Source organism: Caballeronia sp. LZ034LL (genome assembly GCF_031451215.1).
Taxonomy (GTDB): domain Bacteria; phylum Pseudomonadota; class Gammaproteobacteria; order Burkholderiales; family Burkholderiaceae; genus Caballeronia.
Window position 1 is genome coordinate 2,404,362 of sequence record NZ_JARUXR010000001.1, and the last position, 21,192, is coordinate 2,425,553.

General features: G+C 65.2%; 23 protein-coding genes. 12 read left to right on the plus strand and 11 right to left on the minus strand.

What is annotated here, in order from left to right; genetic code table 11:
* Nucleotides 1–534: 534 nt before the first annotated feature.
* Nucleotides 535–1,464, plus strand: a complete 930-nt coding sequence (gene argF, locus QCE83_RS11010; protein ID WP_309809618.1) for an ornithine carbamoyltransferase — start codon at nt 535–537, stop codon at nt 1,462–1,464.
* A 75-nt stretch (nt 1,465–1,539) separates the two neighbouring features.
* On the opposite strand, the gene murB is transcribed toward argF, so the two are convergent.
* Nucleotides 1,540–2,571 (minus strand): UDP-N-acetylmuramate dehydrogenase, encoded by a 1,032-nt coding sequence (gene murB, locus QCE83_RS11015; RefSeq protein WP_309809620.1) that lies wholly within the window; start codon nt 2,569–2,571, stop codon nt 1,540–1,542.
* 154 nt (nt 2,572–2,725) lie between these two features.
* Between murB and QCE83_RS11020 the strand changes: the two genes are divergently transcribed.
* A complete protein-coding gene (locus QCE83_RS11020) occupies nt 2,726–3,211 on the plus strand; it encodes a YajQ family cyclic di-GMP-binding protein (protein WP_309809622.1) in 486 nt (161 codons plus the stop codon).
* A 91-nt stretch (nt 3,212–3,302) separates the two neighbouring features.
* Here QCE83_RS11020 and QCE83_RS11025 read toward each other — a convergent pair whose 3' ends face one another.
* Nucleotides 3,303–4,514 (minus strand): DUF2252 family protein, encoded by a 1,212-nt coding sequence (locus QCE83_RS11025; protein ID WP_309809623.1) that lies wholly within the window; start codon nt 4,512–4,514, stop codon nt 3,303–3,305.
* 169 nt (nt 4,515–4,683) lie between these two features.
* On the opposite strand from QCE83_RS11025, the gene QCE83_RS11030 reads away from it, so the two are divergent.
* A complete protein-coding gene (locus QCE83_RS11030; protein WP_309809625.1) occupies nt 4,684–4,905 on the plus strand; it encodes a hypothetical protein in 222 nt (73 codons plus the stop codon).
* A gap of 18 nt (nt 4,906–4,923) precedes the next feature.
* Here the strand turns inward: QCE83_RS11030 and plsY are convergent, their stop codons facing one another.
* Together plsY and ybaK are read right to left on the minus strand one after the other, a co-directional pair.
* Nucleotides 4,924–5,559, minus strand: coding sequence for a glycerol-3-phosphate 1-O-acyltransferase PlsY (gene plsY, locus QCE83_RS11035; protein ID WP_309809627.1), 636 nt, complete (start codon nt 5,557–5,559; stop codon nt 4,924–4,926).
* A 36-nt stretch (nt 5,560–5,595) separates the two neighbouring features.
* Entirely contained in the window at nt 5,596–6,087 is a 492-nt protein-coding gene (gene ybaK / locus QCE83_RS11040; protein ID WP_309809628.1) for a Cys-tRNA(Pro) deacylase, read from the minus strand.
* A gap of 105 nt (nt 6,088–6,192) precedes the next feature.
* On the opposite strand from ybaK, the gene QCE83_RS11045 reads away from it, so the two are divergent.
* Nucleotides 6,193–7,353: an acyl-CoA dehydrogenase family protein gene (locus QCE83_RS11045; RefSeq protein ID WP_309809630.1), complete on the plus strand. Its 1,161-nt coding sequence runs from the start codon at nt 6,193–6,195 to the stop codon at nt 7,351–7,353.
* 20 nt (nt 7,354–7,373) lie between these two features.
* Here the strand turns inward: QCE83_RS11045 and xerD are convergent, their stop codons facing one another.
* The 3 genes from xerD to queG are packed head-to-tail and all read right to left on the minus strand — an operon-like array spanning nt 7,374 to nt 10,071.
* Nucleotides 7,374–8,348: a site-specific tyrosine recombinase XerD gene (gene xerD / locus QCE83_RS11050; RefSeq protein WP_309809632.1), complete on the minus strand. Its 975-nt coding sequence runs from the start codon at nt 8,346–8,348 to the stop codon at nt 7,374–7,376.
* Entirely contained in the window at nt 8,345–8,821 is a 477-nt protein-coding gene (locus tag QCE83_RS11055) for a methylated-DNA--[protein]-cysteine S-methyltransferase (RefSeq protein WP_309809634.1), read from the minus strand. The genes xerD and QCE83_RS11055 overlap by 4 nt, the downstream gene beginning before the upstream one ends.
* Nucleotides 8,818–10,071, minus strand: a complete 1,254-nt coding sequence (queG, locus tag QCE83_RS11060) for a tRNA epoxyqueuosine(34) reductase QueG (protein WP_404984492.1) — start codon at nt 10,069–10,071, stop codon at nt 8,818–8,820. Before queG ends, QCE83_RS11055 begins: the two co-directional genes overlap by 4 nt.
* Before the next feature lie 18 nt (nt 10,072–10,089).
* Between queG and tsaE the strand changes: the two genes are divergently transcribed.
* Nucleotides 10,090–10,668, plus strand: coding sequence for a tRNA (adenosine(37)-N6)-threonylcarbamoyltransferase complex ATPase subunit type 1 TsaE (gene tsaE, locus QCE83_RS11065; protein ID WP_309809638.1), 579 nt, complete (start codon nt 10,090–10,092; stop codon nt 10,666–10,668).
* Complete coding sequence (locus QCE83_RS11070; protein ID WP_309809641.1) at nt 10,650–12,170, plus strand: N-acetylmuramoyl-L-alanine amidase; 1,521 nt, start codon at nt 10,650–10,652, stop codon at nt 12,168–12,170. Before tsaE ends, QCE83_RS11070 begins: the two co-directional genes overlap by 19 nt.
* Before the next feature lie 19 nt (nt 12,171–12,189).
* Here the strand turns inward: QCE83_RS11070 and QCE83_RS11075 are convergent, their stop codons facing one another.
* Together QCE83_RS11075 and QCE83_RS11080 are read right to left on the minus strand one after the other, a co-directional pair.
* The gene (locus tag QCE83_RS11075) at nt 12,190–13,071 is read right to left on the minus strand and encodes an EamA family transporter (protein ID WP_309809643.1); all 882 of its coding nucleotides are present in this window, start codon (nt 13,069–13,071) and stop codon (nt 12,190–12,192) included.
* 165 nt (nt 13,072–13,236) lie between these two features.
* Entirely contained in the window at nt 13,237–13,500 is a 264-nt protein-coding gene (locus tag QCE83_RS11080; RefSeq protein WP_309809644.1) for a hypothetical protein, read from the minus strand.
* A 186-nt stretch (nt 13,501–13,686) separates the two neighbouring features.
* Here QCE83_RS11080 and QCE83_RS11085 point away from each other — a divergent pair, with 186 nt between their 5' ends.
* Both QCE83_RS11085 and trxA read left to right on the plus strand, forming a co-directional pair.
* Nucleotides 13,687–14,586, plus strand: coding sequence for a pirin family protein (locus tag QCE83_RS11085; protein ID WP_309809646.1), 900 nt, complete (start codon nt 13,687–13,689; stop codon nt 14,584–14,586).
* Nucleotides 14,587–14,659: 73 nt separating this feature from the next.
* Nucleotides 14,660–15,508, plus strand: coding sequence for a thioredoxin (gene trxA / locus QCE83_RS11090; protein ID WP_309809648.1), 849 nt, complete (start codon nt 14,660–14,662; stop codon nt 15,506–15,508).
* Nucleotides 15,509–15,584: 76 nt separating this feature from the next.
* On the opposite strand, the gene QCE83_RS11095 is transcribed toward trxA, so the two are convergent.
* Nucleotides 15,585–16,436: a tRNA threonylcarbamoyladenosine dehydratase gene (locus QCE83_RS11095; protein WP_309809650.1), complete on the minus strand. Its 852-nt coding sequence runs from the start codon at nt 16,434–16,436 to the stop codon at nt 15,585–15,587.
* Between the two features lie 293 nt (nt 16,437–16,729).
* Here QCE83_RS11095 and pdxH point away from each other — a divergent pair, with 293 nt between their 5' ends.
* The 3 genes from pdxH (at nt 16,730) to QCE83_RS11110 (ending at nt 19,766) form a co-directional block, all read left to right on the plus strand.
* Nucleotides 16,730–17,371, plus strand: coding sequence for a pyridoxamine 5'-phosphate oxidase (gene pdxH / locus QCE83_RS11100; protein ID WP_309809654.1), 642 nt, complete (start codon nt 16,730–16,732; stop codon nt 17,369–17,371).
* Nucleotides 17,372–17,460: 89 nt separating this feature from the next.
* A complete protein-coding gene (locus QCE83_RS11105) occupies nt 17,461–18,675 on the plus strand; it encodes a cyclopropane-fatty-acyl-phospholipid synthase family protein (protein WP_309809656.1) in 1,215 nt (404 codons plus the stop codon).
* Nucleotides 18,672–19,766 (plus strand): DUF72 domain-containing protein, encoded by a 1,095-nt coding sequence (locus tag QCE83_RS11110; protein WP_404984764.1) that lies wholly within the window; start codon nt 18,672–18,674, stop codon nt 19,764–19,766. The genes QCE83_RS11105 and QCE83_RS11110 overlap by 4 nt, the downstream gene beginning before the upstream one ends.
* 22 nt (nt 19,767–19,788) lie before the next feature.
* Here the strand turns inward: QCE83_RS11110 and msrA are convergent, their stop codons facing one another.
* On the minus strand, nt 19,789–20,358 hold the full coding sequence (gene msrA, locus QCE83_RS11115) for a peptide-methionine (S)-S-oxide reductase MsrA (protein WP_309809658.1): 570 nt from the start codon (nt 20,356–20,358) through the stop codon (nt 19,789–19,791).
* A 316-nt stretch (nt 20,359–20,674) separates the two neighbouring features.
* Here msrA and QCE83_RS11120 point away from each other — a divergent pair, with 316 nt between their 5' ends.
* A complete protein-coding gene (locus QCE83_RS11120; protein ID WP_309809660.1) occupies nt 20,675–21,187 on the plus strand; it encodes a flavin reductase family protein in 513 nt (170 codons plus the stop codon).
* The last annotated feature ends 5 nt before the right edge of the window (nt 21,188–21,192 follow it).

Below are 21,192 nucleotides of genomic sequence, written 5' to 3' on the forward strand. Positions count from 1 at the left end.
ATACCTGTTGACGGCCGGTGACGCGCACCGGCGAACGCACATCCACACGACGGAAACCGCAGGAGCCAGCGCAGCAAATGGCGCCGGGCGGTTGTTCGCGAACGGCTCTCCGTTGAAGGGGAACATTCGCGTCCACGAGAGGATGGCAGACTCGACAGCACTGGGTCATTCACCGCGATCCGTATGCACAAAACACGCACAAAAATACGCCTGCGGGACGCTTGCGAGCCCCTTCGCACATGCGAGTGAAACGGTGCTTGATGTTGCAGAACTGTTGAAACGAGCGAACGCGATTATACCGCAGCGACCTTTTTTCCGCAGCGCACACAAACACGACGCACACTGCGAAGACGTCCGTGAAGGCCGTCGGACGGGCACGCGCGGCGCATGTGACGGCGCGGACGGCCTCGTCAAACATCGTGAAATCCTTTATGCTCAAACGCGATACCACTCCCGACGGCGGCGCCGTCCGGCCAGGCGCCTCGCACACGAGTGCAGCGCCACGCGCCGGTTCGAAGCCGCCGCTTGCGTTTCATGACCTCCAAGAAAATTCGCCACTATCTTCAGTTCAAGGATTTTTCGCTCGATGACTACGAGTACGTGCTCGAACGCGCGCGCATCCTGAAGCGCAAGTTCAAGAACTACGAGACCTATCATCCGCTGCACGACCGCACGCTCGCGATGATCTTCGAGAAGAGTTCCACGCGCACGCGCCTCTCGTTCGAAGCCGGCATCTTCCAGCTCGGCGGCCACGCAGTGTTCATGAACACGCGCGATACGCAACTCGGACGCGGCGAGCCGATCGAGGATTCGGCGCAGGTCATCTCGCGCATGGTCGACATCATCATGATCCGCACCTTCGGCCAGGACATCATCGAGCGTTTCGCGGAAAGCTCGCGCGTGCCGGTCATCAACGGTCTCACCAACGAATACCATCCGTGCCAGGTGCTCGCGGACATCTTCACGTTCTACGAGCATCGCGGGCCGATTCACGGCAAGACGGTCGCGTGGGTCGGCGACGCGAACAACATGCTCTACACGTGGATCCAGGCGGCGCAGATTCTCGGCTTCAAGCTGCGGCTGTCGACGCCGGCAGGCTACAAGCTCGACGCCGCGCTGGTTTCCGAAGACAGCAAGCCGTTCTTCGAGGAATTCGACGATCCCAACGACGCCTGCACGGGCGCTCATCTGGTGACCACGGACGTGTGGACCAGCATGGGCTTCGAGGCGGAGAACGAAGCGCGCATGAAGGCGTTTGCCGACTATTGCGTCGATGCCGACATGATGGCGCGCGCCCAGCCCGACGCGCTGTTCATGCACTGCCTGCCCGCGCATCGCGGCGAGGAAGTGAGCGCGGAGGTCATCGACGGTCCGCAGAGCGTCGTCTGGGATGAAGCGGAAAACCGTCTGCACGTGCAGAAGGCGTTGATGGAGTATCTGTTGCTCGGCAAGCTCAATCACTGAAGCCCACAGCACGCACAGTACGCTGAACGTAAAAAAACCCGCACCAGCGGGTTTTTCCTTTTGCGAGTCGCGCTTTCAGAGCGTCACCGGCTCGATTTCCAGTTCCACGTCGAAGCGCGCCCGCACGTCGCGCTGAATGGCGCCGGCCAGTTCGAGCACCTGTGCGCCCGTCGCGCCGCCGCGATTCACCAGCACGAGCGCCTGACGATCATGCACCGCCGCGCCGCCGACGCCGCGCCCTTTCCACCCGCACTGGTCGATGAGCCAGCCCGCCGCGAGCTTCACGCTGCCGTCGACCTGCGGATAGGAGACGATGCCCGGCTCGCGCTGCCTGAGCGTGTCGAACGCCTGCGCGCTCACGACCGGATTCTTGAAGAAACTGCCCGCGTTGCCCAGCACGGTCCAGTCGGGCAGCTTGGCGCGCCGCACGGCGACTACCGCGTCGAAGATCGCTTGCGCGTCGTAGCTGGAGGCGCCTTCGAGCGCGCGTGCGATGTCGGCGTAATCCGCACGCGGCTGCCAGCGCTTCGGCAAGCGGAACACCACGGACGTGATCATGAAACGCCCGCGCCCTGCCCGCTTGAAGAAACTGTCGCGATAGCCGAACGCGCACTGGGCGCGATCGAACTCGATGCGCGCGCCCGTCGCCAGCTCCACGGCGCTCAGACGTTCGAAGCGCTCGCCCATCTCCAGCCCGTAGGCGCCGATGTTCTGGATTGGCGCGGCGCCGACCGTACCCGGAATCAGCGCGAGATTCTCGAGTCCCGGCATGCCCTGCGCGAGCGTCCACGCGACAAAGCCATGCCAGTTCTCCCCCGCGCCGGCTTCGACGAGCCATGAGCCGGCATCCTCGGCGATCACGCGCTTGCCCTCGATATTCACGATCAGCGCGACGCCGTCGAAATCGCGCGTCAGCACGAGATTGCTGCCGCCGCCGAGCACCAGCTGCGTCATCCCGGCGAGGCGGCCGTCGCGGCACAGCAGCGACGCGGCCTCGACGCTGTCGATCTTCATCGCATGGCGCGCGCGCACGTCGAAGCCGAACGTGTTGTGCGGGCGCAGCGAATGAGCGTCGAGAAGTTCGGGCGCGTGGGATGCGTGAGGCATGAATGACCGCGTGGAAATTCGGGAGATTCAGGAGAATCGGCGCGGCCTTGGGGAACTCGGCGCCGCGTCGGTAGAATGACGGGAGATCGAATTATAACCAATGCCATTATGCGAGCCGCGCCCAGCGCGCTTGCCTCAACGAAGGAGAAGGCACATGCCGTCGTTTGACGTCGTCAGCGAAGCAAACATGATCGAAGTGAAGAACGCCATCGAGCAGGCGAACAAGGAAATCTCCACGCGCTTCGATTTCAAGGGTTCGGATTCGCGCGTCGAGCAGAAGGAGCGTGAACTCACGCTCTACGCCGACGACGACTTCAAGCTCGGCCAGGTCAAGGACGTGTTGTTGAACAAGATGGCCAAGCGCGGCGTCGACGTGCGCTTCCTCGACTACGGCAAGCAGGAAAAGATCGGCGGCGACAAGCTCAAGCAGGTCGTCACCGTGAAGAAAGGCGTGTCGGGCGATCTCGCGAAGAAGATCGTCAAGATCGTGAAGGACAGCAAGATCAAGGTGCAGGCGAGCATTCAGGGCGACACGGTGCGCATACAAGGCACGAAGCGCGACGACCTGCAAAGCGCCATTGCACTGTTGAAGAAGGACGTCACGGATACGCCGCTCGACTTCAACAACTTCCGCGACTGATCGTTCGCGGGTTCGGGCTTTCGAAAAAGCCGTTCCGGGTGGCACCGGAACGGCTTTTGTTTGATTGGCCGCTGTTTGACTTCCGAGGCCTTCAAGTCCCGGTCGCGTAACGCCGGCAATGCTCCAGATAGCCGGCTTCGTGACTGCTCACCAGCTGGACGATGCTGTTCCAGAGCCACAACGGCGCATCGATGGTTTTCGACCGGTTGCGCCGCAAGTCGGCCTGCCATTCTTTCCGCGTCGCCGCCTCCATCTGCCGTGCATGCGCCTTGCCGACGACGGCGGCCAGATAGTGCGCCACGTGCATCGCGTCGTCCTTGTCCAGTTGCTCGATTTCGAGCTTCATGTCCTGCGGCAGCAGTTCGCGAATGACGACCGCGCGATCGAGCAGACGCGCCGCCCGCATCCGTTCGCCGAGAAACGGCGAAAGATGCCGCGCGCCTTCGATGACGCGCAACGCGTTGTCGCGCGGCATCGTCACGTCCTTGTAGCGCGGAGCGGCCGCCTTCACGCCTTCCTTGATGTCGATGAGACACAGATCGTCTCCCTCGACCACGCCGCCGTCCACGTCGAGCAAGACCGCATAGCGCGCGCGGCCGAGCGAGCTGCAGCCCTTGACCCAATAGGCGGCGTCGAGCATCACGACCTCGCCGGAGTCGTCGCGGCCCCGCAGGCCCGTCGCGAGGCTGGCGATGTCCTTCTGCCGAAAGAGCGCTTCGATCTCGCGACGCTCGTCCTTCGCGAGCGGCCAGAACCGCCTGCCCAGCGGTATCGACGGATGGAGGTCGTCAATACGCTCGCGGGCGAGGTTCTGCCACGAGCGCCGGACCGCCTCCTTCAACGTCACATGGACGGGTGCGGGACGCCGCGACTCGATGTCCAGGTTCGAGAACGCTGATTCGTAGCCGGCGGCCAGCGCCTCGATCATGCGCACGACATTCAGTCCGGACAGCGAAGAGCCCCGCGCGGCCGTGGCAAGCGACAGCCCGAGCCGCACCAGGTCATGCACCGGATTGCCGATGACGGTCTGATCGAGATCGCGAATCTGGATCTCGACCTTGCCCTTCGCGTTGGCGATCGGGCCCAGATTGCCCGTGTGGCAGTCGCCGCAAATCCAGACAGCGGGTCCGTGCGGCAAGGTGTCGCCGTTTGCCTCGAGCACCCACTCGTAGAAGCGCTCCGTGTTGCCCCTGACGTAGGCGTGCGGGGAACGCGCCATCTTCCATCGACGTCGTTCCGTCAGTACGGCCTGCCGGCCCTCGGCTACAGGCAGCCCCTTCTTTGCTCTTGTGATTTTGTTCATGTGCCTTTGCGCTCAAGTTCGAACGCTCCAGGCGCAGAATGCGTGCCGCGGTCTTGCAGTCGTCTTACAGCGGGCACGCCGGATGCGGGTGTGCCCTGGCCAACATAATCCTCAGACGATGACAGCTAGGCTTGGCGCATCACTGCAAGCCACGCACCGCCACGCACGCATGGACAACTATTTCACGACACAGGAAGGCGCGATCCGACGGCTCGTCGGCATCAGGCGCGGCTCGCCGGGGACGCCCGGGCCGTCGATCATCGTCGGCAAGAGAAAGGACGGCGTCGAGGTCAACGGCATCGCCGATATCCTGTCCGCCGTCCGTGCAGGACGCATCGCGAGCTTCTTCTATTCGAGCCCGGCGGATACGTACATCGTCTTCGTCAGCTGAACCGGTCCGTCCGGCGCCTTATTCGGCTGCTCCCGCTGCCTTCTTCTTGTCGCCGATGCGGCTCTCCTGCCCCGCCAGCAGCTTCGAGATGTTCGCGCGATGCCGCCAGATGAGCAGCAGGCTCATGGCCAGCACCGCGAGCGAGATACGGCTGGGGCCGAACAGGAACACCTGGTAGAACGGCGCGAACACCGCCGCGACGAGCGCCGCCAGCGACGAGTAGCGGAAGAAGAACGCAATGATGAGCCAGGTCAGCAGCGTGGCGAGTCCGAGCACCGGATGAATGGCGAGCAGCACGCCCGCCGCCGTGGCCACGCCCTTGCCGCCTTGGAAGCGGAAGAAGACCGGGTACAGATGCCCGAGGAACACGGCGATGGCCGCGAGCGCCGTGGCCGTGTTGATGAGCGCCGGATCCCAGCCGAAGCCCGCGCCGAAATGCACGACGACCCACACCGGCAGCCAGCCCTTGAACGCATCGCCGATCAGCGTGAGGATCGCGGCCTTCTTGTTGCCGGTGCGCAGGACGTTGGTGGCGCCGGGGTTGCCGGAGCCGTAGGAGCGCGGATCGGCGAGACCCATTGCGTGGCTGACGACGACGGCAAATGAAATCGAGCCGATCAGATAGGACACAACGGCGACGATCAAAGGAATCATGGTGTCTTTTCGGTGGTGACGAGAGCGGAGTGCATTCTAATCGACGCTTGCGCACTGCACGGGCGTGGCATGCAGCAGGCGCGTCAGGACCTCCGGCGCGAGGCTGACCAGATAACCACGCCTTCCACCATTCAGATAGATGCGGTCCAGTTCGAGGATGCTGGCTTCGACGTACACCGGCATGGCCTTCTTCGTGCCGAATGGCGACGTGCCGCCCACCAGGAAGCCCGAATGGCGGTTCGCGACTTCCGGCTTGCACGGCTCGATGCGCTTCGCCCCTGTCTGCCGCGCGAGGTTCTTGGTGGACACGGTGCGGTCCCCGTGCATGAGCACGATGAGCGGTTTGGCGTGCTCGTCTTCCATCACCAGCGTCTTGACGACCTGATGCTCGTCCACGCCGAGCTGGCGCGCGGACTCCTCGGTACCGCCGTGCTCGACGTACTCGTACGGATGCTCGCCGAACGCGACCTGATGACGGCGCAGGAACTGCGTCGCGGGCGTTTCGGATACGTGTTTGCTTTTCGACATGGACGCATTGTAGCGGCGCGTCCGGCGCGTCACCATTGGCCAAATGGCCGAGTGTGCGTGCCCCGGCACCTGTGGCACGATCGTTCTCCAGCACAAGGAGATTCCATGATCCGCGACACCGAAATCCAGACCCTTCTCGAAGACACCATTCGCCGCTTCGTGCGCGAGCAGCTCGTGCCGCGCGAGCGCGAAGTCGACGAAACCGACGAGATCCCCGCGGACCTCATCGGCGCCATGCGTGAAATCGGCATGTTCGGCCTCACCATCCCGGAAGCCTACGGCGGCCTCGGCCTCACCATGGAAGAGGAAGTGCGCATCGCGTTCGAACTGGGGCAGACCTCGCCGGCGTTCCGCTCGGTGATCGGCACGAACAACGGCATCGGCTCCATCGGTATCGTGCTGGACGGCACCGAGGCGCAGAAGTCGCACTATCTGCCGAAGCTTGCTTCCGGCGAATTGATCGGCTCATTCTGTCTCACTGAACCGGATGCCGGCTCGGACGCGGCCTCGCTCAAGACCAGCGCGCGCAAGGAAGACGAGTTCTACGTGCTCAACGGCACCAAGCGCTTCATCACCAACGCGCCCGAAGCCGGCCTCTACACCGTCATGGCGCGCACCGGCGACCCGCAGGAAGCGAAGGGCGCGAGCGGCATCTCGGCGTTCATCGTCGAGCGCGGCACGCCGGGGCTGTCCATCGGCAAGCCGGACCGCAAGATGGGCCAGCGCGGCGCGCATACCGCGGACGTCGTCTTCGAGGACTGCCGGGTGCCGGCGAGCCAGCTGATCGGCGGAGTGGAAGGCGTGGGCTTCAAGACGGCGATGAAGACGCTCGACAAAGGCCGCATTCATATCGCCGCCATCGCGGTGGGCGCGGCCCGGCGCATGCTGCGCGACGCCGTTGCCTATGCCCAGGAGCGCCGTCAGTTCGGCCAGCCCATCGGCGAGTTCCAGCTGGTGCAAGGCATGCTCGCCGACAGCAAGGCCGAGCTTTACGCCGCCGAATGCATGGTGCTGGACGTGGCGCGCCGCCGCGACGAAGGACGCGACGTGTCGGTGGAAGCGTCATGCGCGAAGTATTTCGCCACCGAGATGTGCGGACGCGTCGCGGACCGCGCGGTGCAGGTGCATGGCGGCGCGGGGTATGTCGCAGAGTACGGCATCGAGCGCTTCTATCGCGACGTGCGGCTCTTCAGGCTGTATGAAGGCACGTCGCAGATCCAGCAAGTGATCATCGCGCGCGGACTCATGCGCGGCGCGGAAATCTGAAGCGCTTCCAACGCTCGAACCTACCCGCGCGGATGATGCTCGCGATGCAGCTTGTGCAGCCGCTCGCGCGCCACGTGCGTATAGATCTGCGTCGTCGAGATGTCGGAGTGGCCGAGCAGCAGTTGCACGACGCGCAAGTCCGCGCCGTGGTTGAGCAGATGGGTGGCGAACGCGTGCCGCAAGGTGTGCGGCGACAGCGGCGCATGCACGCCGCCATTCAGCGCGTGGCGCTTGATGATGTTCCAGAACTGCTGGCGCGTCATGCCCTCGCCGCGCGAGGTGACGAACAGCGCATCGGCGGCGCGCGGGCCGAGCAGCGCCGGGCGTGATTCGCGCAGATAACGCTCGATCCATTCGTGCGCCTGCTCGCCGAACGGCACCAGGCGTTCCTTCGAACCCTTGCCCATCACGCGCACCACGCCCTCGTTCAGGCCCAGCTCCACGGTCTTCAGCGTCACGAGCTCGGTCACGCGTAGGCCGCTCGCGTACATCAGTTCGAGCATGGTGCGGTCGCGCAGGCCGCGCGGGGTGTCGGTGTCGGGGGCATGGAGCAGCGCCTCGACCTGCACTTCGTTCAAGGTCGAGGGAAAGCGCGGCGGCTGCTTGGCCGAACGCAGCTTGAGCGTCGGATCCGCCGCAGTGCGGTGTTCGCGCATCGCCCATGCGTAGTAGCGGCGGAACACGGACAAACGCCGGTTCGCCGAAGTCGCCTTGTCGCCGCGCCGGGCCGCCATGTAGCCGTTCATGTCGTTCTCGACGGCGGCATCGATCGACGCGCCGCGCGTCTTGCCGAGCCATTCGGCGAAGAGCTTCAGGTCGCGCCGGTAGGCTTCGAGCGAGTTCTTGGCCAGGCCGTGTTCGAGCCAGAGCGCGTCGCAGAAGAGGTCGATGGCGTCCCGGCTCGCGGCCAGCCCGGGCGTGTGGACCGGGTTGGTCGCCGCGTCCGTCGCGTCTGCGGTATCTGCTGGGTCCGTTGCGTTGATTGCGCTCGTCATGCGATGGATACACCTTCATGCGCCAGCAGCCAGCGCTTCACGTTGCGATAGAAACCGTCGCCGGGATGATGCGCGAATCCGCCGATTCCGCTCGCCGCGACGACCCGGTGGCACGGTATCACGATCGGCAGCGGATTGGAGCCGCACGCCTGGCCCACCGCGCGCGGCACGCTGCCTATTGCCCGCGCCAGTTGCCCGTAGGTCCACACCTGTCCCTGCGCAATGCCGCTGATGCCCTGCCACACGCGGCGCTGAAACGCCGTCCCGCCGACGCCGAGCGGCAGCTCGAAGCGCATCGACGGGGTGTCGAAGTAACGGCGGATCTGCCCGGCCGCTTCGCATGCCAGCGTCCCACGCGGCTCGACGCTGTCCACGTCATCGGGCAAATAGACGATCTCGCGCACGCACGCTTCGTCGGCGCGGATGCCTACCTTGCCGAATGGCGCGTCGATCACGGCATCGAATGGCTTCATGGTTGTTCCCCCGGGCTCTCTTGCTTCAGCGCCCACGCTACGTGCTCACGCACCAGCGCGGACGCATCTTCCACACGGGCTTCCAATGCGGCGACGATGGCTTCCCGCTCGCGGGCATCGAGCCCGGATGCGCGCAATGCATTGCCCATCGCCACCGCGATATTGCGCAGCCAGCGCTCGTGCCCGATGCGACGAATCGCGCTGCCCTGCATGCGCGTGTCGAAATCGTCCGCGCTCCACGCGAACAGGTCGACCAGCGTCGCGCGATCCAGCCCGTGACGCACGTCGAAATCCGCGACCGGCGCAGCCTGCGCGAACTTGTTCCACGGACAGATCAGCTGGCAGTCGTCGCAGCCATAGACGCGATTGCCGATCAGCGGACGCATCTCTTCGGGAATGCTGCCATGCAGTTCGATCGTCAGGTACGAGATGCAGCGCCGCGCATCCACGCGATACGGCGCGACGATCGCCCCCGTCGGACAGGCGTCGATGCAGCGCGTGCACTGCCCGCAGTGCGCGCCGTCGTGCTGGGGATCCGGATCCACGGGCAGCGGCACGTCCACGAAAATCTCGCCGAGGAAGAACAGCGAACCCGCGTCCCTATCGAGCAGCAAGGTGTGCTTGCCGCGCCAGCCGTTGGCCGCCTTCTGCGCCAGCGCCACCTCCAGCACCGGCGCGGAATCCGTGAACGCGCGATAGCCGAAGGCGCCGATCTCCCCTTCAATGCGCTCCGCCAGCTGCTGCAGCCGCTGCCGCATGACCTTGTGATAGTCGCGGCCGCGGGCGTAGACCGAGACCATCGCCTGCCCGGGCTGCGCAAGCCGCGACCATTCGACGGCACGCCAGTCGTTCTTCTGACCGTCGCCTGTCGCGACGCTTTCAGTGCCCGTCTGCGCAAGCGTCGCCGCGGGCAGATAGGCCATCCGCGCGGTGATGACACGTCGCGTGCCGGCCACAAGCTCGGCCGGCCGCGCGCGTTTCATCCCATGTTTGGCCATATAATCCATGTCGCCGTGATAGCCTGCTTCGAGCCACTCAGCAAGGCCTTGCTCGGCATCCGCCAGGTCGATATCGCTGATGCCGACCGCACCGAATCCCAACTCGCGCCCCCAGGTCTTGATGCGCTGCGCGAGTTCCGCCAGCGCAGCTTCCTCCATGCGAGTCGAGGCGCGCGACTCTGAGACGGACTCAGCGGCGGCGTCGCTGGACGCGGTCGTGATTTCAACGGAATGTTCCGGCAATCGGTTCATCACGATATTTTACGAGCAATGCCCGAAAGCCCCGACCGCATCACGCCCGATTCTTCTGCCGCGCTGCTCGAACGCCGCTTCGACCTGCGCGACGAAGCGGCCACGCTCGCGTTCGGCGCGCGCTTCGCGCAGGCCATCGACGCCACCCGCCAGCTCATTTCGCCTGAACGTTTCGCGGGGCTGCAAGTCCAGTTGATCGGGGATCTTGGCGCAGGCAAGACCACGCTCGTGCGCGCGACCTTGCGCGCGCTCGGGCACCAGGGCCGCGTCAAGAGTCCGACATACACGCTCGTCGAGCCGTACTCGCTCGCTACCCGCAGCGGTCCGCTCGACGTCTATCACTTCGATCTCTACCGCTTCGCCGATCCGGCCGAATGGGCCGATGCCGGCTTTCGCGAATATTTCGACCGGGGCGCGGTGTGCCTGGTCGAGTGGCCGCAGCAGGCAGGCGGACTGCTCGGCGTGCCGGATCTCGTGTTCCAGCTATCGCTGCCGGGCGAGCATGATGCGCCCGGCGATTCGAACGAAGAAGAAGGCCGCGTGCTGACCGCGCGGGCGTTTAGCGAAACAGGAAAGACATGTCTCGAAAGATGTTGATCAAGCCGTTCCATTCGATCGAATCGAGCGCCACCGCGCCGCACAACTGGCGTCGCCGCCAGGTGCTGCGCGCAGGCGCTTCGACGCTCGTGCTCGCGCTCGTCGCGCCGAAGCTCGCCCATGCCAGTTCGGTGCTCGGCGTGCGCGTGTGGCCCGCGCGCGACTACACCCGCGTGACGATCGAATCGGACCAGCCGCTGCAGAACACCAACCAGATGCTGCAGGGTCCGGACCGGCTCGTCGTCGATCTCTCCGGTATCGATCTCGACCAGGCGCTGCGCGACCTCGTCTCGAAGATCGCGCCGAACGATCCGCAGATCCAGGCCGTGCGCATCGGGCAATATCAGCCGCACGTGGTGCGCATGGTGTTCGACCTGAAGGGATCGGTGAAGCCGCAGGTGTTCACGCTGGGGCCGATCGGCAGCTACAAGTACCGGCTCGTGTTCGACCTGTACCCGGCCGTCGCCCCGGACCCGCTGATGGAACTGCTCGCGGAAACCGAGCGCAAGCAGGAAGCGCTCGACCGCGCCAACCCGAATCCGTCCGCGCCGCCGCCCGCCACGCTGTCCGGGCCGACGACCGCGCAGAAGCCCGGCGCGTCCGACTCGACCGACGAGTTCTTCCAGAAATACGCGCAGAACGACGCCGCGCCGGCCGTTCCCGCGGCGCCGTCCATCCCCGTGCCGAAGCCCGCGCCGAAACCGCGCGTGCCGTCCGCGCCGCCGGTCATCGCGCAAAAGGACGACGACGATCAATACACCTTCTCCGCGCCCAAGCAGGGCGCCGGCACCACGCGCCTGCTGACGGTCGCGATCGATCCGGGACATGGCGGCGAGGATCCGGGCGCGATCGGCGGCCAGGGCACCTACGAGAAGCACATCGCGCTCGACATCGCGAAGAAGCTGCGCGCGAAGATCGACGCCCAGCCGAACATGCGCGCGATGATGACCCGCGACGCCGACTTCTTCGTGCCGCTCAACGTGCGCGTGCAGAAGGCCCAGCGCGTGTCCGCCGACCTGTTCGTGTCGATTCACGCCGACGCCTTCACGTCGCCCGACGCGCGCGGTTCCTCGGTGTTCGCGTTGTCGGAACATGGGGCGTCGAGCGCGGCGGCGCGCTGGATGGCGAACAAGGAGAACGCGTCGGACCAGGTGGGCGGCATCAACGTGAAGTCGCAGGATGCCAGCGTGAACCGCGCGCTGTTCGACATGTCGACGACCGCGCAGATCCGCGATTCCATGCGCTATGGCAGCTTCGTGCTGAACGAGATCGGCGGCATCAACAAGCTGCACAAGGGCTCGGTCGAACAAGCGGGCTTTGCCGTGCTGAAGGCGCCGGACATTCCGTCGATCCTCGTGGAAACGGCCTTCATCAGCAACCCGGACGAGGAAACGCGCCTCAACGACGACGCCTATCGCGAAAAAATGGCCAACGCCATTCTCAAGGGCATCAAGCGCTACTTCGCGGCCAATCCGCCGCTCGCGAAGAGCCGCATGACTTGAGACTCGCGCAGGAACTCGTTCAGCGCGCCGCCGGCATCAGCCGCTGAACGAGCCACTTGCCGAACACGTTCACCACGAGCCCCGCCATCACCAGCGCTGCGCCGGCGATCTGCGCGGCGCTCAGGTCTTCGCCGAGAAACACCGCCGCCGACACCAGGCCGATCACCGGCACGAGCAGCGAAAACGGCGCGACGCTCGCTGCCGGATAACGCGCGAGCAGCTTGCCCCACAGGCTGTAGCCGACGATCGTCGCGACGAACGCGAGATAGCCGATCGCAAGGACCGACACGAGCGGAATGGCAGCGAGACTGGATTCGATGCGCGCCGGGCCTTCGAAGATCAGCGACAGTGCGAGGAACGGCAATGGCGGAATCAGGCTGCCCCAGACGACCAGCGACAGCAGGTCGACCTTGCCCATCGCTTTCGTCACGACGTTGCCGAGCGCCCACATCGCGGCGGCCGCGAGGGTGAAGAGGAAGCCGGTCAGCGTCATCGCGTGGCCGCCCTGGATGCCGATCAGCGCAAGACCGGCCGCGGCGATCACGAGCCCGACGAGATTGGCCGCGTGAATGCGCTCGCCGAGGAACATCGCGGCGAAGAACAGCGTGAAGAACGCCTGCGCCTGCAGCACGAGCGACGCGAGCCCCGCCGGCATGCCGACCGACATGCCATAGAACAGCAGCGCAAATTGTCCGAGCGAGATGGTGAGGCCGTACGCGAAGAGCCAGCGCAGCGGGATCTGGGGACGCTTGATGAAGAACGCGGGCGTGGCGGCCAGCGCGAAACGCAACGCGCCGAGCAGCATCGGCGGTACGCCATGCAGGCCCAGCTTGATGACGACGAAGTTCACGCCCCACGCGAAAATGACCACCGTGGCGATCAGCAAGTCCCTTGGCGACATCGCCCTTCCCCTCGTGCCTGACGCAATGTTGTCGAGGCGCAAAGTGTAATCGAGCGGCGCTGGGTTTCGCTTGTGAGTTGCGCTTGCCGGATCGTGCAGGAAACAGCACGGCGCTCGCGCCGCCGAAGCGACGCGAGCGCCGGAACAGACTCGCAGCAGCGCGTATTACTTGCTTTGGCCCGACTCGGCCGCCGCGTTGTTGCCGGTGGTCGCTTCAGGCGTCTTCTTGCCCGACGACGGACGCGCCATGTGCTTGCGCGGCTTCTTGTGCTGGGTCATGCCGCTCGAATTGTCCGTGGTCGTCGCGGCGGTATCGTTGCCCATTGCCGCCGACGAATTGCCCGACGACGTCTGCGCGAATGCGCCGCCCGCGGCGGTCGCGGTGAAGACGCCTGCGGCAATGGCCATCAACAGTTTGTTCTTGCTCATGTCTTTACTCCCCAGTCAGGTTGGATGACGTCGCGCGCGTCTGCGCGCATGCTCGAAAACGCGACGGCAGAAGATGAAGGACCGACTCCGAACCGGAAAGCGCATCTGCGCCGCGCGGCGTCGGCCGGTAGAATCGAAAGTTCCGCGAGCGCCATTCCGGCACTCCCATCACGTCCGCTCCCGCTCATGCCCTCGACCCCGCGCACGCTGCTCAAGCCTCACCAACACGACGTCGGCGGCCTGACGGTGCGGCGCGTCCTGCCCGCACTGGCTGCCCGGACGGTCGGGCCATTCATCTTCTTCGACCACATCGGTCCCGCAACGCTCGTGCCCGGCAAGGGCCTCGACGTGCGTCCGCACCCGCACATCGGGCTCGCGACCGTCACCTATCTGTTCGAAGGCGCGATCATGCATCGCGACAGCGTCGGCTCGGTGCAGAAGATCGTTCCCGGCGACGTCAACTGGATGACCGCCGGACGCGGCATCGTCCATTCGGAACGCACGCCCGACGCGGAGCGCGCCGCCGGCCAGACCATGCACGGCATCCAGACCTGGGTGGCGCTGCCGGTGGCGAGCGAAGAGGTGGAGCCGTCGTTCGAGCATCACACGGCGGCCGCGCTGCCGCAGATCGAACGCGATGGCGTCACGCTGCGCGTGATTGCCGGCAGTGCGTTCGGCGCCACCGCGCCCACGCGCACTTTCTCGCCGACGCTTTACGTCGCCGCGCAGTTCGCGCCCGGCAGCGCGATCACGCTCGACACCGAGCACGAAGAGCGCGGCGTCTATCTCGTCAGCGGCGACCTGAGCCTCGACGGCGAAGCGCTGCCCGAACAGCAGATGGCCGTGCTCGCGCCCGGCGCGGACGTGCAGCTCACGAGCGCCGGCGGCGCCGTCGCGATGCTGCTGGGCGGTGCGCCGCTCGACGGCACGCGCTTCATCGAATGGAATTTCGTGTCGAGTTCGCGCGACAAGATCGCGGCGGCCAAGACGGCCTGGAGCGAACAGCGCATGGGGCACGTGCCCGGCGAAAGTGAGTTCATCCCGTTGCCGCCGCAGCGCCGCGAACCGCAAGCGCCGGAAGCCTGACGCGCGGCGCAACTTGAAAAATCGCGCATCGCCCTTATTTGAACGAGATTGACTGCAGGCACTTGGAGAACGCATGGAAACGACCCTCGCCACTTTCGAGAACGATGTCATCAACGCGTCGATGCTGGCGCCCGTGCTCGTCGATTTCTGGGCGCCGTGGTGCGGCCCGTGCAAGACGCTCGGACCGATGCTCGAAAAGCTCGAAGCCGAAGCCGCCGGGAAATGGAAGCTCGTCAAGGTGAACGTCGATGAAAACCAGGAGCTCGCCGGGCACTTTCAGGTGCGCAGCATTCCGCACGTGATCGCGTTCGCGGAAGGCCGTCCGGTCGACCAGTTCATCGGCGTGCTGCCGGAAGGCCAGTTGCGCGAGTTCCTGGACCGGCTCGTGCCGGCCGGCGCCGACGCCGAACGCCTCAGCGCGCAGGCCGCCTGGGCGGCGGGCAACCGCAAGCTCGCCATCGACACCATCAAGGCCGCCATCGCGCTCGATCCCGGCTATGACGACGCCCGCCTCGACCTGATCGAATGGCTGATCGCCGAGCGCCGCTACGACGAAGCGAAGGAAGAAGACAAGCTGCTGTCGCCGAAGACGACGCAAGGCATCGACGCGCGCTACAACGCGCTGAAGACCGAGCTCGACGCCGCCGACGCAGCCGCCGACCTCCCGCCCGCCGACGCCCTGTACGCCGCCGTCAAAGCCCATCCGGACGATCTCGACGCCCGCTTCGCGCTGGCCAACCGGCTGATCGCGGGCCGCGAATTCGACGGCGCCCTGGAGCATCTGCTGGAAATCGTCGTGCGCGACCGGTCCTTCATGGACGATGTCGGCCGCAAGACCATGCTCTCGGTCTTTGAACTTGCCGCGAATCAGCCGGATGTCGTCTCGCGCTGGCGGCGCAGGCTCAGCGCGGCGATGAACTGAGCGGCGCTCGACGCTCCCTCAAAGACAAACGGCCAGCTCGTGCAGCTGGCCGTTTTGCATTGGCAACGCGCGACGCTCAGCCCGCGCGTTTCGCCAGATCTCTCAGCACGCGCGCGGCGGCCGCGAAGCCGAAGCTCGCCGTCACGCACACGCTCGAACCGAAGCCCGCGCAGTTGAGCCCGACCGGCCCCTGATGTCCGCTGCCGGTTTCCAGATGCTCCGCGCCTTCGCTCAGATCGCAGACGGGCGCTTCGGGATAGATCAGCGGCTCGTCCGAATACACCGCGTTCACCTTGAAACGCGCCTTCGGACCGCGCGGAAAGCCGTGCAGCTTGCGCAACTGGCCGCGCACCTTCGACAGCAGCGGATCCTGGATGGTCAGCGCGAGATCGTCGATGCGGATGCGCGTCGGATCGAGTTGCCCGCCCGCCCCGCCCACCGTGATCAACGCCTGCCCGTTCTTCACGCACCACGCGATCAAAGCGGTCTTCGTGCGCACGCTGTCGATGGCGTCGACCACGTAATCGAAGCCGGTGCCGAGCACCGCATCGAAGTTGCCGGGCTCGATGAAGTCCTCGATCTCGCGCACCTCGCACGCCGGATCGATCAGCCGGATGCGTTCGGCCATCGCCGTGACCTTGGCCTTGCCGTAGTTGCCGTCGAGCGCGTGGATCTGCCGGTTCGTATTGCTCTCGGCGACGTTGTCCAGATCGATCAGCGTCAGGCGGCCCACCGCGCTGCGCGCCAGCGCCTCCGCCACCCAGGAGCCGACGCCGCCAATGCCGATCACCGCGACATGCGCGCGCTCGAACGCGGCCAGCGCGGGTGCGCCGTACAGACGCGCAATGCCGCCGAAACGGCGCTCGCGGTCGGCGGCATCGGCGGTATCGGCAGGGAGAGAAGCGGGGGAAACGGAAGAAGCGTTCATGGCGGACGAGGTAAAAGCACACTGCACTGAAAGCAAATCTGAAGCCTGCAACAAGTCGAAAATCGCCCGAAGCTTGTGCTGCCTCAACACACGCTTTCAAATGCCTGTCGGTGTTTCGTTCAGGGGTACGGATTCATGCAAAATACGGCCGGATTGCGTATTCTGCCTTATCGAAACCCGTGACGTGATAGCCGCTCACGATCCTTCCTGCGCATCCGGAGTCGCGCCCGGGTAATCAGGGCAAGATCGTTTCACGTTGGCTATACTGTCGCGACTGAAGCGTTTGCATAAAAATGACGACCCTCGCAGATCTTCGCCAAAACTATTCGCGCGGCGCGCTGGACGCGGCCGACGTGGACCCGAACCCGGTGCGTCAATTCGAAACCTGGTTCGCACAAGCACTCGATGCGAAGTTGCCCGAACCAAACGCCATGACGCTCGCCACCGTCGATGCAGCCGGCCGGCCTTCTGCCCGCATCGTGCTCATCAAGGGCGTCGACGAACGCGGCTTCGTCTTCTTCACCAATTACGACAGCCGCAAGGGCCGCGAACTCGCCGCCAACTCCGCGGCGAGCCTGCTGTTCCACTGGATCGAACTCGAGCGCCAGGTGCGCATCGAGGGGCGCGTCGAAAAAACCAGCGAAGCCGAGAGTGACACCTATTACGCATCGCGTCCGCTCGGTTCGCGGATCGGCGCGTGGGCCTCGCCGCAGAGCGAGCCGCTCGACAGCCGCGCGACGCTCGAAGCGCGCGAGCGCGAGATGATCGCCCGCTATGGCGACGCACCGCCGCGTCCGCCGCACTGGGGCGGTTATCGCGTCGTGCCCGACACCATCGAATTCTGGCAGGGACGCCCTTCGCGCCTGCACGACCGCATCGTCTATACGCGGGATCGTGCGGACGACGCATGGCGAATCACGAGACTCGCGCCCTGACGCGAGCACTGCGGCAAGCGAGACGACAACGGCAACGAGCATGAAGGCACACGCCTTCCCCTTGATTTTCTTAGCGCGGAGAAACAAGCATGTTCTGGGAGAAGAAGCTGACGCAATGGGTTGAGGAAGTGCGGGACCGGGCCAACCTGCCCGCGCGTCTCGTGCTGTGGGATGGCCAGCAGCATGACTTCGGCCAGTTCGCCGCGCCTCAGGTGACGCTGCATGTGAAGAGCGCGACTGCGCTGCAGTACCTGCTCGAACCGACCCTCGACAATCTCGGTGAAGCCTATGTGAAAGGCAAGATCGACATCGAAGGGAAGCTGAGCGACATCATCAACATCGGCTATTCGCTCGCGAAGAGCACGGTGACCAGCGCCAGCAAGCTGGCCCGCGTGCGGCGTTACTTCACGCACTCGAAGGCGTCGGACAAGAAAGCCATTCAGTACCACTACGACGTGTCGAACGAGTTCTACCAGCTCTGGCTCGACAAGAACATGGTCTACTCCTGCGCGTACTTCGAGAACGGCGACGAAGACATCGACACCGCGCAGCTCAAGAAGATCGACCACATCCTCACCAAGATCCAGGTGCAGCCGGGGCACACGCTGCTCGACATCGGCTGCGGCTGGGGCGCGCTCGTGATACGCGCGGCGCAGAAGTTCGGCGCGAAGTGCGTCGGCGTCACGCTCTCGGAAAACCAGTTCAAGCTGGCGACCGAACGCGTCAAGGCCGCCGGGCTCGAAGACAAAATTGAGATCCGCCTCCAGGATTACCGCGACATCCCGGGGCAGTTCGACCGCATCACGAGCGTCGGCATGTTCGAGCACGTCGGGCGCAAGAATCTGCCGGCCTATTTCGCGAAGATCCGCGAACTGCTCGTCGATGACGGCGTCGCGATGAATCACGGCATCACCTCGTCGGACGCCGACAGCGGTGAAACGTCCTTCGGCGGCGGCGAGTTCATCGACAAATACGTGTTCCCGGACGGTGAACTGCCGCACATCAGCCTCGCCTTGCAGACGATGCAGGAAGGCGGTCTGGAGGCGCTCGACGTCGAAAGCCTGCGCCGTCACTACGCGCACACGCTCGACGTCTGGGCCGACCGCTTCGAGGCCAATGCCGAGGAAGCGAAGAAGCTCGTGGACGACGAGCATTTCCGCATCTGGCGCGTGTATCTGGCGGGCTGCGCGTATGCGTTCGAAAACGACGACGTGTCGATCTACCAGGTGATCTGCCGCAAGGCGGGACGCAGCGCGAAGACGCTGCCGTGGTCGCGGCGCTATATCTACGAGAAGGCGCTCTGAACCGCGATCTCACGCAGCACGACGCGGGCGGGCCGGACGAGGACACCCTCGACCTGTTCGGCGAGCCTGCGCCTGTGGTGGGTGAACCTTCGAAGCCCCCGCCGAAGCCGACGCCCAAGTCCACCAAAGCGCGCGGCGTACTGCCCGCGCCGTCGCAGCCCGAACTCGAACTGCTCGCGCAACGCCTTCCTGATTCGATCCATCTCGGCACCTCGACATGGTCGTTTCCGGGCTGGCGCGGCATCGTCTACGGCGACGACTATTCGAACACCAAGCTCTCCCGCGACGGTCTCGCCGCTTATGGCGCGCATCCGCTGCTCAGAAGCGTATCGATCGACCGCTCGTTCTACGCGCCGTTGTCGCTCGCCGAATACGCACGCTATGCGTCGCAGGTGCCCGATCACTTCCGCTTTATCGTCAAGGCGCCCGCCTCCGTCACCGATGCCTTCGTGCGCGGCGAACGCGGCGCGCCCGACGCGGACAATCCCGCGTTTCTGAACGCGCAAATTGCCATCGATGAATTCGTGACACCCTGCATCGGCGGATTGGGTGCGAAAGCGGGCGCGCTGGTGTTCCAGTTCTCGCCGCTGCCGGATGCGCTGGTGGTCGAGCCGGCGTTGTTCATCGACCGTCTCTATGAATTTCTGAAAGCGCTGCCGCCGCTCGAAGGCGACGCCTGCTACGCGGTGGAAATACGCGACGCGGTCATGCTGACGCCGCGTTTCATCCGCGCGCTGCGGGAGGCGAAGGTGCGCTATTGCATCGGCGTGCACGCGCGCATGCCCGACGTGCGCCGCCAGGCCAAAGCGCTCGCGCTGCTGGATGAGGACGGCCTGGGACCGCTCGTCGTGCGCTGGAGCCTGCACAGCGGCTTCCGCTACGAGCAGGCGAAGTCAAAGTACGAGCCGTTCGACCGGATCGTCGACGAGGACCTCGACACGCGCGAAGCGCTGGCCGAACTGGCCGCGCAATATGCGATCGCGGGCCAGCCGGTGGTGATCGCGGCGAACAACAAGGCGGAAGGCTCCGCGCCGCTCACGTGCTTCGAGCTGGCGCGGGGCATTGCCGCGGCGTGCGAACGCGCCTCGTAGGCGCGCTCACGCCTTTACCTCATCACGCTTTGAGGCGATGCGCGAACTTCTTGCGGAACTTGGCGACCTTCGGCCCGACGACCGCCGCGCAATAGCCCTGCTCCGGATGCTGCGCGAAGAAGTTCTGGTGATAGGCCTCGGCGGCATAGTAGTTGCCGTCGAGCGGGCTGACTTCCGTGACGATCCTGCCGCCGTAGATATCTTCGCGCTGGAGTTCCTCGATCACGTCGAGCGCAATCTTGCGCTGCTCGTCCGAATGCGTGAACACGACGGAGCGGTACTGCGTGCCGGTGTCGGCGCCCTGGCGGTTGAGCTGGGTCGGATCGTGGGTCGCGAAAAAGATCTCGAGGATTTCCCGGTAGCCGATGACGGCAGGATCGAACACGACCTTCACCACTTCGGCGTGGCCGGTGTCGCCGCCGCAGACCTGTTCGTACGACGGATTCAGCACCTTGCCGCCCGCGTAGCCCGATTCGACCGATGCCACGCCCTGCACGGCCAGAAACACCGCTTCGGTACACCAGAAACATCCGCCGCCGAGCGTCGCGGTTTCATATCCGGCCTGCTCGTTCTGCTGGGTCTGCTGAGTCATAAGGCGCAACTCCTCATCAAGTGCATGCGGCGCTTGCCGCGGATCATGCATATGGATGCGCACGGCCGCTTCTTCAATGCATGCGCGGCCGGGATCATTCATCGAGTTTATTGGGTTTGGACAGGCGACGCTGAAGGGCCTCGCAGGCAGAAAACCTGCTTGCCCGGTACGGCCTTGAACGTCCGGCGACAGCCGATTCCGCTAGAATCGCAACACATCACCTGTTTTTACATGACTTCCGAAAAGTCTCACCGACTGAAGCGCGACGCGCGGCCGGCTCGGTAGCACACGGCAGACTCGACCGCCCATCCGCACCATGACACGCGCCAAAGCCCCGAATTTCGACCCGTCAGCGTTTCGCACCGCACTCGGCCAGTTCGCGACCGGTGTCACCGTCATCACGACGCTCACGCCGTCCGGTCAGCCTATCGGCATTACGGCAAGCTCGTTCAACTCCGTGTCCCTCGACCCGCCGCTCGTGCTGTGGAGCCTCGCGACCCGGTCGGCGTCCATGGCGGTCTTCCGCTCGAACAGTCACTACGTGGTCAATGTGCTGGCGGCGTCGCAGCTCGACTTGTGCCGGCGCTTCGCGACGGTCAAGGGCGACCGTTTCGCGGGCGTGTCGCACGCGGCCGGCGACAGTGGCATGCCCGTGCTGGACGGGGCCATCGCCTGGTTCGAGTGTCATAACCGCAGCCGCTATGACGAAGGCGATCACGTGATCTTCGTCGGCGAAGTGGAGCGCTGCGGCGTGCGCGAAGATGGCGACCCCGCCGCGCCGCTCGTCTTTCAGGCTGGCGGCTTCCATACCCTCGGGCCGCTGGACTGATTCGG

Bases quoted from the DNA above. Each gene is read 5' to 3' on its own strand.
- argF (WP_309809618.1), top strand. From the start codon at position 535: ATGACCTCCAAGAAAATTCGCCACTATCTTCAGTTCAAGGATTTTTCG.
- murB (WP_309809620.1), bottom strand. From the start codon at position 2,571: ATGCCTCACGCATCCCACGCGCCCGAACTTCTCGACGCTCATTCGCTG.
- QCE83_RS11020 (WP_309809622.1), top strand. From the start codon at position 2,726: ATGCCGTCGTTTGACGTCGTCAGCGAAGCAAACATGATCGAAGTGAAG.
- QCE83_RS11025 (WP_309809623.1), bottom strand. From the start codon at position 4,514: ATGAACAAAATCACAAGAGCAAAGAAGGGGCTGCCTGTAGCCGAGGGC.
- QCE83_RS11030 (WP_309809625.1), top strand. From the start codon at position 4,684: ATGGACAACTATTTCACGACACAGGAAGGCGCGATCCGACGGCTCGTC.
- plsY (WP_309809627.1), bottom strand. From the start codon at position 5,559: ATGATTCCTTTGATCGTCGCCGTTGTGTCCTATCTGATCGGCTCGATT.
- ybaK (WP_309809628.1), bottom strand. From the start codon at position 6,087: ATGTCGAAAAGCAAACACGTATCCGAAACGCCCGCGACGCAGTTCCTG.
- QCE83_RS11045 (WP_309809630.1), top strand. From the start codon at position 6,193: ATGATCCGCGACACCGAAATCCAGACCCTTCTCGAAGACACCATTCGC.
- xerD (WP_309809632.1), bottom strand. From the start codon at position 8,348: ATGACGAGCGCAATCAACGCAACGGACCCAGCAGATACCGCAGACGCG.
- QCE83_RS11055 (WP_309809634.1), bottom strand. From the start codon at position 8,821: ATGAAGCCATTCGATGCCGTGATCGACGCGCCATTCGGCAAGGTAGGC.
- queG (WP_404984492.1), bottom strand. From the start codon at position 10,071: ATGAACCGATTGCCGGAACATTCCGTTGAAATCACGACCGCGTCCAGC.
- tsaE (WP_309809638.1), top strand. From the start codon at position 10,090: ATGCCCGAAAGCCCCGACCGCATCACGCCCGATTCTTCTGCCGCGCTG.
- QCE83_RS11070 (WP_309809641.1), top strand. From the start codon at position 10,650: ATGTCTCGAAAGATGTTGATCAAGCCGTTCCATTCGATCGAATCGAGC.
- QCE83_RS11075 (WP_309809643.1), bottom strand. From the start codon at position 13,071: ATGTCGCCAAGGGACTTGCTGATCGCCACGGTGGTCATTTTCGCGTGG.
- QCE83_RS11080 (WP_309809644.1), bottom strand. From the start codon at position 13,500: ATGAGCAAGAACAAACTGTTGATGGCCATTGCCGCAGGCGTCTTCACC.
- QCE83_RS11085 (WP_309809646.1), top strand. From the start codon at position 13,687: ATGCCCTCGACCCCGCGCACGCTGCTCAAGCCTCACCAACACGACGTC.
- trxA (WP_309809648.1), top strand. From the start codon at position 14,660: ATGGAAACGACCCTCGCCACTTTCGAGAACGATGTCATCAACGCGTCG.
- QCE83_RS11095 (WP_309809650.1), bottom strand. From the start codon at position 16,436: ATGAACGCTTCTTCCGTTTCCCCCGCTTCTCTCCCTGCCGATACCGCC.
- pdxH (WP_309809654.1), top strand. From the start codon at position 16,730: ATGACGACCCTCGCAGATCTTCGCCAAAACTATTCGCGCGGCGCGCTG.
- QCE83_RS11105 (WP_309809656.1), top strand. From the start codon at position 17,461: ATGTTCTGGGAGAAGAAGCTGACGCAATGGGTTGAGGAAGTGCGGGAC.
- msrA (WP_309809658.1), bottom strand. From the start codon at position 20,358: ATGACTCAGCAGACCCAGCAGAACGAGCAGGCCGGATATGAAACCGCG.
- QCE83_RS11120 (WP_309809660.1), top strand. From the start codon at position 20,675: ATGACACGCGCCAAAGCCCCGAATTTCGACCCGTCAGCGTTTCGCACC.